This window comes from Pseudoalteromonas sp. Isolate3 (assembly GCF_022398505.1).
Classification (GTDB): domain Bacteria; phylum Pseudomonadota; class Gammaproteobacteria; order Enterobacterales; family Alteromonadaceae; genus Pseudoalteromonas; species Pseudoalteromonas apostichopi.
In genome coordinates this window covers 1-15,677 of sequence record NZ_JAKEVN010000100.1, presented here as the reverse complement: position 1 = coordinate 15,677, position 15,677 = coordinate 1, and the positions used below count along the sequence as shown (strand labels likewise).

Sequence of the window (15,677 nt, the reverse complement as noted above, 5' to 3'; positions counted from 1 at the left end):
GTTAGCATGCTAAGTAAATATTAGTGCAATTAATAAAATAGATAGCAATGTTCGACAAAAACGAATAACAGCAAAAGTTATCTGCTTAATAATACTAATTAGCAATTAACTCTTTGATATGGCTTTCATAGAGGTCTAATTTATCAGCTAAAAATCCAGTGTGTTGATATCGAACTATACCTTCTTTATCGATTAAAAAGCTGCTCGGCATCCCTTTCAGTTGGTATTGCCTACCAATAACAGCATCAGGGTCGTAAATAATATTAAAGTTCACAGCAAACTCAGTTAAAAACACATCAGCATCACTGCGCTCAACATCAATGTTTACAGCTATCACTTTAAGTCCTTGCTCTTGATACTTACTTTGCATGGCAATAAACCAAGGAAATGACCGCCTACAAGGGCTACACCAAGATGCCCAAAAATCGAGTAACACGATTTTCCCTTTATATTGATTCAAAAGTTTAGACAATTGTTGCTGGCTTGCCGCTAAAGGAGCGGTAGAAGGGTGCTCTGCCGTAGCAGCAGAGCAAGCAAATAAAAGAAATGCAATTAAGCCGTATTTGATCATTGATAATTTAATAAGTTCGCTGGTGAATATTGGTCAGTGAGTACTTTAGTATCAGCAGGCCAATCTTGATTACCCTTAGTATAAAACAAATGCTCGCTGAGTAACTGCAAATCAACATCGTAAGGTGTTAACTTATTTGCTAGTTTGTTGGCTCGTTCAGCTAACTGTTGCTGGCTAGGCATAGTATCGAAGCCAGCTAAAATAATGCGATTAGAGTTTTCATCGGTCACAACATTGACAAAGTCACCAAACACATCGAAGTAAGTTGCCGACTCATGCTGGTAAAGTTTACTCGATGAAAAAGTATTTGCAGCGATAATTCCGCCATCAGCCAAAACACTTTTTACTTCCGTAAAAAACTCCTTAGTAAGCAGGTGCTCTGAGATATAGTCGCCATTAAAAGCATCAAGAATTACCCAATCATACTTTTGTTTTTTAAGGGCAGCGCGTTTAATAAAAATACGACCATCTTGCACTTTAGACGTTACTTTATCAGTTTCTACAAAACTAAAAAAATCACGGGCAACTTTGATTACCGCAGGATCAATTTCGACGTTTTCGATACTAGCACTTGGGTAAAGCTCATGAATGGTATTAGAAAGCGATCCGCCCCCTAACCCAATGATCAATACATTCTGAGGGTCATCAATAAATAGTAAGCTTGCAAACGTCATTTTGGTGTAATTAAACACCAGCTTTTTAGGCTTACTTTTATACATACAACTTTGCGTACTTTTACGGGTTTTTTCGTTAAATTTTAAACACAATAAATCGCCAGACTTCTCCACTAAAATATTGCGATAAAGCGAGCGTTCTTTATGAATTACTTCGGCAAAGCCATTAAAGGGCAGGGTCATGATCAAACAAACCATTAAGACTCTAAACATACAGTACGCTCCTTCGTTTTTATTTGACTAACAACAATTGCAAGCAACCCAAGCAAGCCTAAAACCGCGGCAAAGGTTTTAATGATGTCGTTAACATCAAATGCTAGCACCATATAAAAAGAGGTAATAATCGTGCCAAGGGCGCTTCCTAGAGTGCTCACAAAATACAAACCACCGGCAACCTGACCACTTTTTTCATGATCGGTAACCAATAATCGCACTGAGTAAGGTGAGATCATACCGAGTATTGTTGTTGGGATAAAAAACAATGCCGTTGAAGCCAGTAACGAGCCGTAACGACTGTCTTCAATATAGGTGAAAATAAAGGTCATAATTGGCTCAGCAAACAGTACGATCGGCACAACCATAATGCTAGCCACAAAGAAGATTAGGCCATATTTAGTTAATGACGGGTTGCGGATTGAAAGCTTGCCACCAAGCAAATAGCCGATCGATAAGCTCAACATAAATACAGTGATGATACTGCCCCATATATGCACACTACTGCCAAAGTACGGCGCTAAAATTCGTCCGCCTAAAAGCTCAATTCCCATAATACAAAAGCCGCTACTAAAGGCTAAAAAGTAGATAAGCGCATTGATCTTATTCATTAAACACCCGCTGATTTTATTGTTATTTTGCCCATCTTAACCTGATGCTGATAAGGATGCTATGACTGTTTTTTAAGCTGTAAAGGCCGTTGACAAAATGAGGGGTAATAAAATAAATAATGAAAAAGGCTAGGTTAAAGCACATATGCTCTGGTATTTTAACGGGAACAAAAAACAAGGATAAATGCAATGGATCAGCAAGTAACGAAAATCAATATCGACAACCCAACGACTTTATTTGGCCTCAAGGTTCGCACCAGTAATATGAACGAAATGAGTGGTAAAGGTGCCAAAATTGCAGGCTTATGGCAGCAATTTTACACAGACATAGCACCAAATTTAACGCCATCTAGCAAAGTATATGGCGTATACACTCACTATGAGTCAGATGTCACATGGGAGTTTGATGTATTTGCTTGTACTGACCTGCAAGTCACTTCACCAGAGACAGAACAAACTACACTTGCCACAGGTAACTACCTTCGCTTTAGCGCCAAAGGAGCCATGCCACAAACCGTTATAGATGTTTGGGGTCAAGTTTGGCAGTACTTTAGTAATGAACAATGCCCACACATCCGAGCATATAAAACTGACTATGAGTTTTATAAAAGCAGTGAAGAAGTTGAGGTGTTCATTTCGGTAGAATAACGTTAAATCGAATTTATAATGTAAAGCCCCATTACACAACAAAGCCGCTTATTGCGGCTTTGTTATGTAATCTTAATTGATGTATCTCAGTGCTAACTGTTCAGCCTTAGCATAGGCATTAGTCAAAGAACGTTGATGCCTGCTGTCGTTAAATTCTTGATACTCACAAGCAATTTCATCAATATGCTGAACACCTAAATACTTACTCAACGTTTTAATGTGCGGCACTAAATGACTCATACTCTCTCGTATACCACCTGCCTCAAAGCCAAACTCACCCGTTGAGGTTATAACCAGCAAACGCTTACCACTTAATAATGGTTGCAAAGGGAAATCCCCCCGCTGCAAATCAAAGTCAAATGTTTTATTGATCCTAACGATTTGATCAAACCATGCTTTTAGTTGTGCGGGCATGCCATAGTTATACATAGGCGTTGATATCACTATGGTATGAGCGTTAACCAATTCATTTATCAATTCATCTGATTCGGCCAGTACTTCTTTTTGCTCTAGCGTTAACTTGTTGGCAGGCGTAAACACAGCACCAATCCAAGATTGATTAATAAATGAAGGTGGATTCATTCCAACATCACGGTAAATATACTCAGCTATAGCATTGTTTTGCTGTAAATGATTTACAAATTGCTTAGCAATATTTTTAGAGATTGAGTCGTGATTAGGGTTTGCATTTTTAGCTGAACGCACACTAGCATCAATGTGTAGCAGAGTAGTCATAGTAAATACCTCATTAGTTAATGTGTTGGTATCATCATTAAATGTGCGCCATTTAACAAACGAGTTATAATTCACTATAAGTAAGTTATACTCATCTATAAATTTAGGTGGGTTCAACTATGCATATATCATTACAAGCTTTAAAAGCCTTTGAATCAGCTGCACGATTAGGTAGCTTTAAAGCAGCCGCCGCTGAGCTTGCGATTACGCCTACAGCGGTATCGCACCACATTGCTAATCTAGAAAGCCGCTTGAATACTGATTTATTTCATCGCGAAGTGAGAAAGATAACCTTAACTCCATCAGGCGAGTACCTAAGCCAAAACACAACTAGCGGCTTTAAGCTTATTTTTGCGGCAATTGAACAGGTGAGCCAAGCACATAACCAAGTACGTATCACCACAACATCTTCTCTAGCAGCCCTAAGATTAATACCCGCTTTAGAAGAGCTAAATAACAAAAAACCACATTTACAGCTTGATATATCAACCAGTGAAACTTTAGATAAGCAGCTTCATACCTTGCCTGTTCGGCTAGGAAATAGTGAGGAAGTAAACAAATCAGATATCATCAAGTATGAACGCTTTGATGTGTTTGCAGCAAGCTCAGATAAAAACCCCCCTTGGCTTGATGAACAGGTCACTTTATACACAAGCCAGTGGAAAAATAATGCGCTACCTGCTCCACCATTAGCGCAGTGGCTCAAAGTAAATAACCTAAATGACTCATGTTTCGAGATAAAAACATTTGATCAAGAGCTATTTGGTATAAATCAGGTGCTCGCCAATAAAGGCGTGGTGTTTTGCTCAAAAACCTTGGTTCAACCTTATTTAAATGCAGGGTTACTAACACCATTTAATAGCCAAGATGTTGAATCAAAACTATGTTACTACATCCCCGAAAAAAATCGCTTTGAAACATCTATACAAAAAGTTGTGATTGAGTGGCTTGAGCGTTTACTAAATTAGTGTTGTACAAATAACCTTCATTTAAGTTACTGTGGTTTAGTAAATTTTAGCCACCAAAAAGGATGTTGTTGTGTATAAATTACTACTCTTTGCCAGCCTATCTCTTGCTGTTTTTTCTACCAGCGCAGCGAAAATTATCGATGATGAACACGTAACAAAAGAAACAGACTGCTTCACAGGCATCTTTGCTGACTATGATTCGTGGCACCAATTTATAGCGCAAAAGAATAAACGCAAAGCTAAAACCGAGACTGAGTACTTAAAGCGTATTAAAGCCTTTGAAGAAACCTTTCCACAAGATATGTTCGATAACTTTAAAACAAATTTAACCTGCCATAACTTTAAATATAAGGTTGATGATGTTGAAGTGCTTGGTTATATCATCAAACCTAAAGTCATCAAGAATAAGCTACCAGTATTAATTTATAACCGCGGCGGTAACGGTAATTTTGGCAGTGTTTATTTTGCAGCAATGATGCGAAATTTATTTCCTTTAGCAGAGCAAGGCTTTGTGGTTATCGGCAGTCAGTACCGCGGTACATTAACAAAAAATGATGATTTAGATGAGTTTGGTGGCAAAGATGTTAATGACGTACTTGCGCTTATTGATTTTATTCCTCACATAGCAAGTGCAGATGAAAACCGTATTGGCATGTTAGGAGTAAGTAGAGGCGGCATGCAAACCCACGTTGCGATGCAACACACAAACAAGATTAAAGCCATTGCAACCATTGCAGGGGCGACCGATTTAGTTAAAGAGCTTACGTTTAGACCTAACATGGAAAATAACGTGTATGTACGTCGTATCCCCAATTATAAAGAAAATAAACAAGCAGAGCTTAAAGCACGCTCTGTAATGAACTGGGTTGATAAGCTCTCGCGTAAAGTGCCCATATTACTTATTCATGGCAGTGACGATAAACGAGTATCGGTCGATAACTCAATTCAATTTGCCAAAGCGCTAGATAAGCATCATATCCCCCATAAGCTTGTGGTGTATGAAGGTGACAACCACTTTTTAATGAACCATAAAAAGCAACTAGAAACAGAGCTAGTGAATTGGTTTAACAAGTATTTGTAACTTTTTTTGAAAATAAAAAGGGCCAAAAAGGCCCTATTTAATCATTACTTAGCCATATCAAAATGATTAAACGCCCCATCTAGCGCACTGCGAACGGATTGCTCTGCGTTTTGTTCATGGTCAGCTCCTTTGTTGATGTGGTGCTGCCAGGTAAGGTCGTTTGGTGCATGCTTTTGAAGAGCATTCACTAAGCCATTAAATGCACCGGTTATGATTGGATTCTCATCACCACCTAATGTGACATAAAAATAGTGAGTGCTGCCTGCTGTATTAGGTAAACTTTTACTGAACTGTTTTACGACAACATTATCGTCATACCAAGCCGCAGGGCTAAAAGCAAAGTATGCATTAAATAACTCTGGTTTAGTAACCATGGTATATAACACAAAGCTACCTCCCGCCGAAAAACCTGTTAGTGTGCGCTCCCCGCTAATACGGTACTCTCCCTCTAAATAGGGTATTAGCTCTGTTTCAATAAACTTTAAAAACACATCAGCTTTACCAAATATTTCTCGTTGATTTTGATTAATTGGGCGAGCTTCTATCGCCACATCCTTACGGGCGTAAGGTGGCACTAAATCACGATTTCGTGTGTCATGCCAAAACAGGTTCGGGATGGCCACGAGAATAACCTCATGCTTGTCATCGGTGCTTTCAAGAAAACTTAAAGCGTCATCCCAAGTATCAAGGTTAAAATTGCCGTCAGTTTTAATTATGAGCGGATAAGCTTTGTTAGGGTTGTAGTTTTTGGGCAAGCGAATGAAAACTCGGCGCATTTCTGAAAGCGCATTCGACTTTATATCTATATCAATAAAGCGTGAACTATAGTGCTGTTGGTATTTCATCGCGATATACAAGCCTGTAGCTAACAAAACAAATGTAATAAGCCAAGCTAGATACTGAAATCTAAATTTTAGTAATGCCATTTTATACCCTTAATCAATAACTTAATGACACTACTTCAATTATAAATATTAGTTAATAAGACAATTGTAACAGGGTATTAGTTAGCCTCTTTCACCGACTTAACTGTGATACAAGATATTCATTATACGCTTGCTCGATAATCCAATAGCTCGCAGCCGCCATTGCCAGCACTGAAAATTTACATCGAACATTTGATAGCTTTCATCTAAACGCTTTCTTTGTGTAACGGGGGTTTACAGTTTGCATAAAAATACCGCAGCTTAACGTTGAAGCTGCGGTATTTTTTATAAAGCATATTTACTTGTTATACCAATCCGCTTAATTAAGTAGTCTATTTTGAGGCAATTAAACCTCGTTGATAACAAGGCAAAAATTTCGTTATTTAGTTGTTCTAAATGAGAAACTTTTAACGCAGTTAGCGACAGGTTTAATCCCTCAAAATGATTAAGTATTATTGCGGGTTGGTATTAAGTAAATGCTTTTCGAAGAAGTTAGCCATCATAGTGTGGTAGTGCAGGGTAGTGCCTTTACCTTCTCGTAGGCTGTGAGAACGGTTCGGGTAAGAGAAAAACTCAAACTGTTTATTGTGCTTAACTAATTCGTTAATTAAACGCTCTGAACCTTGGTAGTGTACGTTATCATCTCCGGTGCCGTGGATCAGTAGCAACTTACCTTGCAGATCTTTTGCAAAAGTAATCGGCGACGTGTTGTCGTAACTTTCAGGATCGGTATTTGGGTTACCCGCATAGCGTTCTTGGTAGATAGTATCGTACAAGCGAATATCTGGCACTGGGGCTGAGGCAATACCAACTTTATATTTATCACCATGGCGGAATAACAAATTAAGTGTTGAACTACCGCCACCAGAGTGACCCCATACACCGACACGGTCGGTATCAATGACATCCCAACGTTTTGCCATTGCATCAAGGGCGTCAACTTGGTCTCGTACGGTAATAGAGCCTATTTTTTTGTAGATAGACTTACGCCAATCTCTGCCTTTTGGTGCGCGCGTGCCGCGGTTATCAACTGAGGCAACAATAAAGCCTTGCTGAGTTAGATACGACTTGTATAAGTAACTGTTACCTTCCCAGCGGTCTTGTACTGTTGAGCCCCATGGCTCACCATAAACATAGAAAACGATTGGGTATTTTTTGCTTTTATCCATATTAGCTGGGAACATGATGTAGCCATCAAGCTCAACACCATCACGGGCATTAACTGTAAAGAACTCGTGAGTCGGTAATTGCTCAGTCGCTAATTTCTCTTTTAATGCTTTGTTCTCAACTAAGGTTTTCACATTGCTATGATCGCTTACTTTGATGATCTCTTTCATTGGTGGAGTGCCAAATTTAGAGAATGTGTGCATCGCCCAAGAGGTATCTTTAGACATATAATAGCTGTTTGAGCCATCAAATGACGCTGGCGTTACGCGCATAGGTTTAGAGCTGCCATCTAACGACGTACGGAATAAATACCGCTGGCTAGGATCATCCGGTGATGCAGTAAAGTACATAACGTTTTTATCTTCGTTAAGCGCTAACATATCAATGATGTCATAGTCGCCCGGCGTTAAATCAACAACCGTTTTGCCATCGCGAGATACACGGTATAGATGACGCCAGCCATCACGCTCACTGTGCCAAATAAAGAACTTACCGTCTTTTGACCAGTTTGCTTTATAAAACCACTCAATAAAGGCATTGTCTTTATCTTCAAGGATTTTAGTTAGCTGTTGTTTTTGCCAGTCGAATAACCAAACCTTGTTGTGGCTTTGCGGGCGGTTAAGATCTTGGATCATCAAAGATTCACCAGTGCCTGCCCAGCTAATACGTGGAATATAACGATCACGATTATCGCCACCAAGTTCAGCCCAGCGAGTTTTCTTGTCGCTAAGACTGACCACACCCACTTTAACCGCAGAGTTCATCTCGCCGGCTTTTGGATACGGGAATTCTTTAAGGGTAGGGTAGAGATCATCGGTGTTATTGATCATGGTGAAGTATTTCACGCCACTGGTATCAAGCTGCCAATAGGCAATTGATTTATTGTCTGGGCTCCAGCGAAAACCATCACGAATAGTAAATTCTTCTTCGTATACCCAGTCAAAATTACCATTAACAATGGTGTCGTTACCATCAGTGGTTAAAGCAGTCACAGCCTTGCTACCGACTTTTTCCATGTAGATGTTGTTATCACGCACGTAAGCTACTTTTGAGCTATCTGGTGAGAACTTAGCAAACATTAGCTTTTTCGCTTCGATGTTTTCGCCACCTAACTGATATAGCGAATCTGTTTCAAGGTTTAATAGCCAAAAATCACCACGGCTACGTGAGCGCCACACTTGCTCGCCATTGGTAAAAACCATCAGCCATTTACCATCTTTAGACCATTGATAGCTTTCAACGGTGAGTGGCTCTTTATCACCTTTGGGAATTAATTTTTCGTAGCTAACAAGTACCTTACGACCCGTTCCATCGGCGTTATAAAACACAATATCATTGCCTTTTACGCCGTGCTCATCGTCTTTAGCTTTATCGTCTTGGTTGTTTTTATCGCTTTCGCGCTCTTCAAGTACCGTATAACCAGTACCATCATCGAGCCACGTAAAATAGGTGCTACGCTCAGCTTTAAAGTCTTTTTCTTTATAAATTTGTGCAAGCGAGAGTGGATTAGCCGTTGCGTTCACTGTTGCTGATGGGGTGCTCGCTTGCTCTGTACTTGAGCATGCTTGCAAACCTAAACCCGCAACCACAGCAAACGCAAGGGTTGATGTTTTTATTAAGTTCATTTTGTTGTTCCTAGGTTTTAACTTACCTAGCGTACCAAATTAGATGAATAAAATCTGAGCTTTTATCGTGTTATCAAGGGGGTTGAACTTAAACTTAATCGTCCCACAAGAACATACTGGCTTGTTTATTGGCAATACGTAGTTCGTAGATATCACTACAAGGGCGCATCGCCGCACCATAGCAAACATGTAACGGCAATAAGTGCTCTTCTCGAGGATGACTAAAACGCGCCGCAGGGGCCATTTGCCATTCTAATAGCTTAGCTTGTCGCTGCTGCTCACTCAGCTCAGTATTGCCACATACATCAACTAACCATTGCTCAAAAGCCATATTTTGCGCTTTAATTTCAGCGGTTTCAGGGGGGAAAAATGCGCGCATATTATGAAAAGTAAAGCCAGACCCAATGATCAATAAATTATCGTAATCAAGTTGTTGTAAAGCCTCACCTATCGCTAGGTGTAAGCTTGGCTCAAGGCTTGGATGTAACGACAATTGCACACAAGGTATATCTGCTTCTGGATACATAATTTTCAAAGGCACATACATACCGTGGTCAAAGCCACGAGATGGGTTTAATGCGCTATCGATATTAGCTTTTGCCAATGCCTGATGTACTTTTTCGGCAAGGGCTGGTTCACCTGGGCTTGGGTACTCAATACTGTAAGCAGGCTCAGGAAAACCATAGTAATCATAAATTAGCTCAGGAGCAGCACTCGAAGTAATACTAATAGGGTTCGCTTCCCAGTGCGCACTCACCATCAAAATAGCAGATGGCTTTTTAATTTTAGCAGCAACGGACTGCAAACAAGTGACCATATCGGCATGACTTGGATCGCCAAATAAAGGCATAGGACCGCCGCCATGTGAAACAAAGAAAACGCGTGGCTTTTGCATAAATGTACTCCTTAAATACGCTTTTCATACCAATTCGCTTAATTAAGTAGTCTATTGTGAGGCGAAGAAACCTCGTTGATAGCAAGGCAAAAATTTCGTTATTTAGTTGTTCTAACTCAGAAATTTTTAACGCAGGTAGCGACAGGTTTAATCCCTCAAAATGATTAAGTATTATTGCGGATTGGTATCTCTATAGTGCACGCACAGAGGTACAATAACTAGCCACAAAAACGCACAACTAGGGTGTGAATTTACACACCAATAGTTTGTAAGTACTAACTTAAATGCCAAGCTACGTTCATGGCAGGGACTTGCCCTTTTAAGCCACCTTCGAGAGGTTCTTTGCACAGTAATGTTAGTTGATAAAAAGCATCGTAGTGCTGATGTAGTTCATCGGCGACTACACTAAACGGCGGACCCGAAAACTCACTTTGCTGATACTCAAAGACCACCACTAACTGTTTAGCTCTATTAGTTAATTCAAGTAAATGCTGGGTATAGCGAATGCGCACTGGCTTTGGTAGCGCAACTAAAGCGGCACGGTCATAAACTGCGTTGATAGGGCCAAGATCAGCTGCAGTAAGTGCAAAAATATCACCCACCCAAACGGTTAGATTTGCGCCTTGGTAACGTAATAGTTCGCCGTGTTGGCTAATTTCGGGTTCTAGCTTTAACTCATCAAATAACTGCTTAATGGCTATCTCACTAAGTTCTGCCCCAACAACACGCATACCTTGCGCTAGCAAATAATGAATGTCGTGAGTTTTTCCGCACAGTGGTACAAAAACAGTATCGCCTTGCTGCAAATTTAAGTTAGTAAAATACTGATCTAGATAACGGTTAACGTCTCCTTCATGAAAACCAATTTCGTTATTTTCCCAACGTTGATGCCAATGCTTTGCGTCCATTACATACTCCTAAATAAATTGAATGAATTGAGCTGATAAATATATTCCGACACCAAAAAGTAGGTGAGTTACAGCACTTTTTAAGCGGGCTTGAAGTGGGTTTGCTGTTTTCGTAGCCATTATCCCCATCCCTAAAGCGGGCTGCATAACAAAAAATGGCATAGATACGCTAGCTAATCCATATATACATGCAGCGATTAAGGTGGGCTGTTCAAGCCAAGCAATACCGACCAATAATATAAATAGAAACGAAAATAAAACACCAATAAAGTAGTGTAAACACCAGCCAAACACGCACTCAAACTGCTTAACTGGACTAGTTGCTATATTCAGGTGCTTAAACTTTCCATCTAATAAACCCAAGCCCCAACGGCCAACTAAACAAAAGTTTAATGACGGTATCTTAAACACTTTAGCCAGCAGAAAAGCATAAAGATCAATGAACAAAGTCGCCGCTATGCCTACAAAAGTTATCACATAAATATCATTAACACTCATAATTAGATGCTCTTAAATGATTTAATAAAAGACATGATATCTAATTGCAAAAATGCTAAAAATAGCAAGATAAACAAACTATGATTGCATAAATGAGAACATGATTGACGATATTGCCCTATTCATACAGATTGTTAAACAAGGCGGCCTAAGTAATGCGGCTGAGAGCTTGTCGTTGCCTACCGCAACTGTATCGAGACGCTTGCAACGACTTGAGCAACGCCTAGGCGAGCAGCTTTTAAATCGCTCAGCAAGGCAATGCACGTTAACGCAAGCAGGAGAGGTATATTTTCAAAGTTATGTTGAATTAATTGAGCAATTTGAACAAACCCATCGTCAACTTAATGAGCAAAAAGCACAATTGTCAGGGAAGCTGAAAGTTCTGGCACCTCTCAATATTAGTCATGGTTTCTTAAAGCCTATGTGGCTAGCATTTACTAAACAGTACCCTGATATTCAACTTGAGCTATTGCTTAATAATCAACTTGAAGATCTGAGTAAAAGCCAAGCTGATCTAGCAATAAGAGTCGGGCCGCAGGTTGATTCTATGCTCCATCAAAAAAAGTTAGGCAGTGTTGATACCTTATTTGTAAGCACAAAAGCATACCTTGATTCAGCACCTTCCATAGAAGAGCCAACTGATTTAAAACAGCATAGGTTAATTGGTACCACGTTGAGAAATAAGTGGCAGCTAACCAATACACAAACGAATGCAACTTATACGCACATGTGCCGATTTGCTACTACTTTTAACGATACCGGATTTGTAAAATACTTAGTTTGTGATGAGCAAGGTGTTGCTTTGTTACCTCGGTTTGAGGTTATAGATGAATTAAAATCTCAGCAGTTAGTTCAAGTACTGCCACACTGGCGAGGGGAAAACCGCGACATTTATGCTATCTGGCCAAGCGCACGTTTACTGAGTAAAAAGGCTGTCTGTTTAAAACAGTTTATAACCGACTACATTCCTGAAAAATTATAACGTCTGCCATTCATATTCCATCTGTTTGGCGGTCAGTAGGGCATGCTCGTAACTAATAAATTCAGCGACTAACGCTAGGCTCATATCAATGCCTGCAGAAATTCCTCCTGAGCAGGTAAACTTACCGTCGGTGACCCAACGAGTATCTGCAATCACATTGAGCTCAGGAAACAAAGCAGCCAGCTCAGGTTGATCTTGCCAATGAGTCGTGACATTTTTACCGTTCAAAAGCCCTGTTTTGGCAAGCAAAAACTCCCCCGTACAAACACTGGCAACACGTTTGGTTTTAGTAGCAGTATTTTTTAACCACGCAATAACCTCTGCTTTTTCAAGTTCTAGAGTATGATCACCACCAACCACAATAAGTAAATCAAGCGAAGGACAGTCAGCGAAACTGTAATGGGGGTTTACACTATAACCACCACGGGCAAGAACAGGACCAGTAGTTTCGGCAATTAAACTCACTTGCCAGTCATTATCCGCTAGGCGCTTAGCGGTACTGAACACCTCAAATGGACCTGAGAAATCGAGCACTTCGGCATCATCATAAATGTAAATTCCAATATTCATACAATTGTTCCTATTATGCTGATTTATTTCTCAAGCAAAAAAACGTACTATGCCATTTTTGCAGTTCGTTAATGACATATTATTAAATTGCGCACTGTATACAAACAAAACTTCAAGGCATTGTTAATGCGTTTTTTATTATTATTGAGCGTGCTGCTGGTTGGTTGTAAAACAACACAGCAAAACGTTGCTGAAATCAGTGAAGTATCGCCGAGCACTATTTATTTTCAGGGCGAAACATCAAAGCAAAATGTTGAAAAGTTCGAACAATTATTAGTAAGTAGCGATCAACAAATCAATACCTTGGTTATTAAGAGCCAAGGGGGTGATGTGATGGCGGGTCTACATTTAGGTGGCTTAGTGCATGAGTATCAACTCAATGTTGTAGTACACGAGCTTTGTGCATCGTCTTGCGCCAACTACGTACTTACTGCAAGTCCACATGTTCTCGTTGAAGAACAAGCCGTTATAGGCTGGCATGGGGGCTCATTACAGCCATTATACGTGCCGATGGAGCAACCTCCCGAGGTCGCTAGCTATATTGCAAAATGGCAAACTGCAGAACGACAATTTTTTAAAATCATCAATGTTGAACAAGCGGTTACTATCATAGGTATGATGCCTGGCATTACCGAAAAACGTGATTCAGCTATTTATAGTTACGATGTCCAAACTCTGAAGCGTTTAGGGTTACATATCGAGTTTGCAGGAACGCAAACAGGGATGTCAGCAAGTGGCGAAAAAGTAGCGCAAGTATTCGAGCTTGAGGAGTCTGTACTTAACCACTTTTTGATGCTCAACGATATCGTGTCAGCTGAACTAATTAACTAATAAAAAGCCAACATGACGTTGGCTTTTTTGTATCGCATTTAATCTAACTCTAATTGGGCTTTTTCAACACTTTCCGCGGGTAACTCTTTTTGAACAGAAACCCCCAGCTCTTTGAACTCAGAGGCCTGCTTAATCAAGTTCCCTTTACCACGATACAGCTGAGAAAACGCTTTATCATAGCTTTCTTTGGCGCGGTCTAATTGCTTACCAACCCCTTCCATACTAGTAAGAAAACCATTTAGCTTGTTATAAAAGCGCTCTGCACGGGCAGCAAGCTCTTTTGAGTATTTAGTTTGCTCTTCAAAACGCCACAATTGTTTAACGATATTCAAACTAGTCAATAAGGTAGTCGGCGTTGCAACTAAAATATTTTTTTCGATTGCCTGCTGATAAATATCACTTTGATATTTGAGCGCTTCAACAAAAGCCGACTCTATCGGTACAAACATGATCACCACTTCAGGGGAGTTAATACCCGGTAGTCTATCGTAGGCTTTACTTGCTAACTCATTAATACGTGATTGCACTGCCGTGACATGCTCTTTTAGCGCTTGCTGTGCCTCAAGCTCTGAATCGGCATTTACGTAGCGTGTGTAAGCGTTTAACGAGGTTTTAGCATCGATAACTAAATGACGCTGTTGTGGTAAATACACCACCACATCAGGGCGTAGACGACCATCTTCGGTGTTAAACGACACTTCACGTTGATAATCTACACCTGCACGCAGTCCTGCGCTGTCTAATACATTTTCGAGCATTAACTCACCCCAATTCCCTTGGGTTTTCTTTTGACCTTGTAACGCAGTGCTAAGTCTATCAGCTTGTTCAGTAATAGCTTGGCTTTTAGCTTGCAAATGCAATAACTCAGTTTTAAGTGCAGCACGCTGTTTGAGATCTTCAACATGGATCAATTCCATTTTATCGCGAAAGCCTTTTAGCTCACCCTGAACAGGTTTTAATAATTGCTCAATGCTTTCTTGATTTAAGGTTTTAAAACGCTGAGATTTCTCTTCAAGGATTTGGTTAGCAAGATTTTCAAACTCTTTCTTAAGTTGCTCTTTGCTTTCTTTGATTTGACTGAGCTGTTCTTTAAAGTGCAGCTCTTTTTGCTCTACCGTGCTGCGTAAAGTACTTAAATCAATATCACGTTGATTGAGAGCCGCTTTGGTAGCAGCAAGCTCAGCCTCGAGTTGACGCCAAAATTGGTTGTATTGCTGTGCTTGTTTTTCTTGTTCTACAAAACGGGTTTTAAAGTGTTGAGATTCATCACGTTGTTCAGCGTAATCTTGCTGCAATTGAGAAAACGAGAGTTGGCTTTCTTGTAATTGCAACTGCGTTTGCTCTAAATGGCTTTGCTGAATTTGATGACTATTTTGCAGTTCAGCTAACTGTTCTTTTAAGCGGCTTTTTTGCAGAGCAAAAATAACACCACTTGCGAGTGCACCTGTAGCAGCACCAAGCACCACACTTTGCCAATTAATCTGTGCAATTAGCTCTGTAATCATATCGAAAACTCAATAACTTAAAGACACATCATCATAACGAAATAGTTCTCAACAGAGTAGGGGGATCAGGCATAAAAAAAGCCAGCTCAAGAAGAGCTGGCTCTAACATTACTAAAATTTAGTAACCAAATGGGAAATCAACATAATGCTTATGTAAACTGCAATTTAACAACAAGCATAATAATAGACGCCCTAAAATTTGATTAGTTCAAAAAAACTTTAAAAAAATTTAATTTTTTATCAGCGCAAGCATTTGCTCTTCATCAAAC

The 15,677-nt window shown here is 39.9% G+C and carries 17 protein-coding genes; 5 read left to right on the top strand and 12 right to left on the bottom strand.

Annotated elements, in window-relative coordinates:
* Nucleotides 1-94 precede the first annotated feature (94 nt).
* The 3 genes from L1D46_RS16230 to L1D46_RS16220 are packed head-to-tail and all read right to left on the bottom strand — an operon-like array spanning nucleotide 95 to nucleotide 2,069.
* On the bottom strand, nucleotides 95-571 hold the full coding sequence (locus L1D46_RS16230; protein WP_130052347.1) for a TlpA disulfide reductase family protein: 477 nt from the start codon (nucleotides 569-571) through the stop codon (nucleotides 95-97).
* Entirely contained in the window at nucleotides 568-1,458 is an 891-nt protein-coding gene (locus tag L1D46_RS16225; protein WP_239977872.1) for a fused MFS/spermidine synthase, read from the bottom strand. Before L1D46_RS16225 ends, L1D46_RS16230 begins: the two co-directional genes overlap by 4 nt.
* Nucleotides 1,443-2,069: a fused MFS/spermidine synthase gene (locus tag L1D46_RS16220; protein WP_130052349.1), complete on the bottom strand. Its 627-nt coding sequence runs from the start codon at nucleotides 2,067-2,069 to the stop codon at nucleotides 1,443-1,445. Before L1D46_RS16220 ends, L1D46_RS16225 begins: the two co-directional genes overlap by 16 nt.
* A gap of 189 nt (nucleotides 2,070-2,258) precedes the next feature.
* On the opposite strand from L1D46_RS16220, the gene L1D46_RS16215 reads away from it, so the two are divergent.
* Nucleotides 2,259-2,717: a GyrI-like domain-containing protein gene (locus tag L1D46_RS16215; RefSeq protein WP_130052350.1), complete on the top strand. Its 459-nt coding sequence runs from the start codon at nucleotides 2,259-2,261 to the stop codon at nucleotides 2,715-2,717.
* Nucleotides 2,718-2,789: 72 nt separating this feature from the next.
* Here the strand turns inward: L1D46_RS16215 and L1D46_RS16210 are convergent, their stop codons facing one another.
* The gene (locus L1D46_RS16210; RefSeq protein WP_130052351.1) at nucleotides 2,790-3,452 is read right to left on the bottom strand and encodes an NAD(P)H-dependent oxidoreductase; all 663 of its coding nucleotides are present in this window, start codon (nucleotides 3,450-3,452) and stop codon (nucleotides 2,790-2,792) included.
* 119 nt (nucleotides 3,453-3,571) lie between these two features.
* On the opposite strand from L1D46_RS16210, the gene L1D46_RS16205 reads away from it, so the two are divergent.
* A complete protein-coding gene (locus tag L1D46_RS16205) occupies nucleotides 3,572-4,420 on the top strand; it encodes a LysR family transcriptional regulator (RefSeq protein ID WP_130052352.1) in 849 nt (282 codons plus the stop codon).
* Nucleotides 4,421-4,490: 70 nt separating this feature from the next.
* The gene (locus L1D46_RS16200; protein WP_130052353.1) at nucleotides 4,491-5,501 is read left to right on the top strand and encodes a prolyl oligopeptidase family serine peptidase; all 1,011 of its coding nucleotides are present in this window, start codon (nucleotides 4,491-4,493) and stop codon (nucleotides 5,499-5,501) included.
* Nucleotides 5,502-5,545: 44 nt separating this feature from the next.
* On the opposite strand, the gene L1D46_RS16195 is transcribed toward L1D46_RS16200, so the two are convergent.
* From L1D46_RS16195 to L1D46_RS16170, 6 genes are all read right to left on the bottom strand, one after another.
* Nucleotides 5,546-6,427, bottom strand: a complete 882-nt coding sequence (locus L1D46_RS16195; RefSeq protein ID WP_130052354.1) for an alpha/beta hydrolase-fold protein — start codon at nucleotides 6,425-6,427, stop codon at nucleotides 5,546-5,548.
* Nucleotides 6,428-6,879: 452 nt separating this feature from the next.
* Nucleotides 6,880-9,219, bottom strand: a complete 2,340-nt coding sequence (locus L1D46_RS16190) for a S9 family peptidase (RefSeq protein ID WP_130052355.1) — start codon at nucleotides 9,217-9,219, stop codon at nucleotides 6,880-6,882.
* Nucleotides 9,220-9,313: 94 nt separating this feature from the next.
* On the bottom strand, nucleotides 9,314-10,114 hold the full coding sequence (locus L1D46_RS16185) for a class III extradiol ring-cleavage dioxygenase (RefSeq protein WP_130052356.1): 801 nt from the start codon (nucleotides 10,112-10,114) through the stop codon (nucleotides 9,314-9,316).
* Nucleotides 10,005-10,238, bottom strand: coding sequence for a hypothetical protein (locus L1D46_RS16180; RefSeq protein ID WP_239977873.1), 234 nt, complete (start codon nucleotides 10,236-10,238; stop codon nucleotides 10,005-10,007). The genes L1D46_RS16185 and L1D46_RS16180 overlap by 110 nt, the downstream gene beginning before the upstream one ends.
* Nucleotides 10,239-10,389: 151 nt before the next feature.
* Complete coding sequence (tmpT, locus tag L1D46_RS16175; protein ID WP_130052357.1) at nucleotides 10,390-11,022, bottom strand: thiopurine S-methyltransferase; 633 nt, start codon at nucleotides 11,020-11,022, stop codon at nucleotides 10,390-10,392.
* A 9-nt stretch (nucleotides 11,023-11,031) separates the two neighbouring features.
* The gene (locus tag L1D46_RS16170) at nucleotides 11,032-11,520 is read right to left on the bottom strand and encodes a DUF2938 domain-containing protein (RefSeq protein WP_130052358.1); all 489 of its coding nucleotides are present in this window, start codon (nucleotides 11,518-11,520) and stop codon (nucleotides 11,032-11,034) included.
* Between the two features lie 100 nt (nucleotides 11,521-11,620).
* Between L1D46_RS16170 and L1D46_RS16165 the strand changes: the two genes are divergently transcribed.
* Complete coding sequence (locus tag L1D46_RS16165; protein WP_239977871.1) at nucleotides 11,621-12,502, top strand: LysR family transcriptional regulator; 882 nt, start codon at nucleotides 11,621-11,623, stop codon at nucleotides 12,500-12,502.
* Here L1D46_RS16165 and L1D46_RS16160 read toward each other — a convergent pair.
* Nucleotides 12,497-13,072, bottom strand: coding sequence for a DJ-1/PfpI family protein (locus L1D46_RS16160; RefSeq protein WP_130052360.1), 576 nt, complete (start codon nucleotides 13,070-13,072; stop codon nucleotides 12,497-12,499). The genes L1D46_RS16165 and L1D46_RS16160 overlap by 6 nt on opposite strands.
* Nucleotides 13,073-13,198: 126 nt before the next feature.
* On the opposite strand from L1D46_RS16160, the gene L1D46_RS16155 reads away from it, so the two are divergent.
* Nucleotides 13,199-13,903, top strand: a complete 705-nt coding sequence (locus L1D46_RS16155; protein WP_130052361.1) for a hypothetical protein — start codon at nucleotides 13,199-13,201, stop codon at nucleotides 13,901-13,903.
* Between the two features lie 38 nt (nucleotides 13,904-13,941).
* On the opposite strand, the gene rmuC is transcribed toward L1D46_RS16155, so the two are convergent.
* Entirely contained in the window at nucleotides 13,942-15,408 is a 1,467-nt protein-coding gene (rmuC, locus tag L1D46_RS16150; protein ID WP_130052362.1) for a DNA recombination protein RmuC, read from the bottom strand.
* Nucleotides 15,409-15,677 lie beyond the last annotated feature (269 nt).

What these genes read in the sequence shown, in the direction of transcription:
- L1D46_RS16160 (WP_130052360.1), bottom strand. Translation starts at nt 13,072, where the DNA reads ATGAATATTGGAATTTACATTTATGATGATGCCGAAGTGCTCGATTTC.
- L1D46_RS16225 (WP_239977872.1), bottom strand. Translation starts at nt 1,458, where the DNA reads ATGTTTAGAGTCTTAATGGTTTGTTTGATCATGACCCTGCCCTTTAAT.
- L1D46_RS16190 (WP_130052355.1), bottom strand. Translation starts at nt 9,219, where the DNA reads ATGAACTTAATAAAAACATCAACCCTTGCGTTTGCTGTGGTTGCGGGT.
- L1D46_RS16155 (WP_130052361.1), top strand. Translation starts at nt 13,199, where the DNA reads ATGCGTTTTTTATTATTATTGAGCGTGCTGCTGGTTGGTTGTAAAACA.
- L1D46_RS16215 (WP_130052350.1), top strand. Translation starts at nt 2,259, where the DNA reads ATGGATCAGCAAGTAACGAAAATCAATATCGACAACCCAACGACTTTA.
- L1D46_RS16220 (WP_130052349.1), bottom strand. Translation starts at nt 2,069, where the DNA reads ATGAATAAGATCAATGCGCTTATCTACTTTTTAGCCTTTAGTAGCGGC.
- L1D46_RS16230 (WP_130052347.1), bottom strand. Translation starts at nt 571, where the DNA reads ATGATCAAATACGGCTTAATTGCATTTCTTTTATTTGCTTGCTCTGCT.
- L1D46_RS16185 (WP_130052356.1), bottom strand. Translation starts at nt 10,114, where the DNA reads ATGCAAAAGCCACGCGTTTTCTTTGTTTCACATGGCGGCGGTCCTATG.
- L1D46_RS16205 (WP_130052352.1), top strand. Translation starts at nt 3,572, where the DNA reads ATGCATATATCATTACAAGCTTTAAAAGCCTTTGAATCAGCTGCACGA.
- rmuC (WP_130052362.1), bottom strand. Translation starts at nt 15,408, where the DNA reads ATGATTACAGAGCTAATTGCACAGATTAATTGGCAAAGTGTGGTGCTT.
- tmpT (WP_130052357.1), bottom strand. Translation starts at nt 11,022, where the DNA reads ATGGACGCAAAGCATTGGCATCAACGTTGGGAAAATAACGAAATTGGT.
- L1D46_RS16195 (WP_130052354.1), bottom strand. Translation starts at nt 6,427, where the DNA reads ATGGCATTACTAAAATTTAGATTTCAGTATCTAGCTTGGCTTATTACA.
- L1D46_RS16165 (WP_239977871.1), top strand. Translation starts at nt 11,621, where the DNA reads ATGATTGACGATATTGCCCTATTCATACAGATTGTTAAACAAGGCGGC.
- L1D46_RS16210 (WP_130052351.1), bottom strand. Translation starts at nt 3,452, where the DNA reads ATGACTACTCTGCTACACATTGATGCTAGTGTGCGTTCAGCTAAAAAT.
- L1D46_RS16170 (WP_130052358.1), bottom strand. Translation starts at nt 11,520, where the DNA reads ATGAGTGTTAATGATATTTATGTGATAACTTTTGTAGGCATAGCGGCG.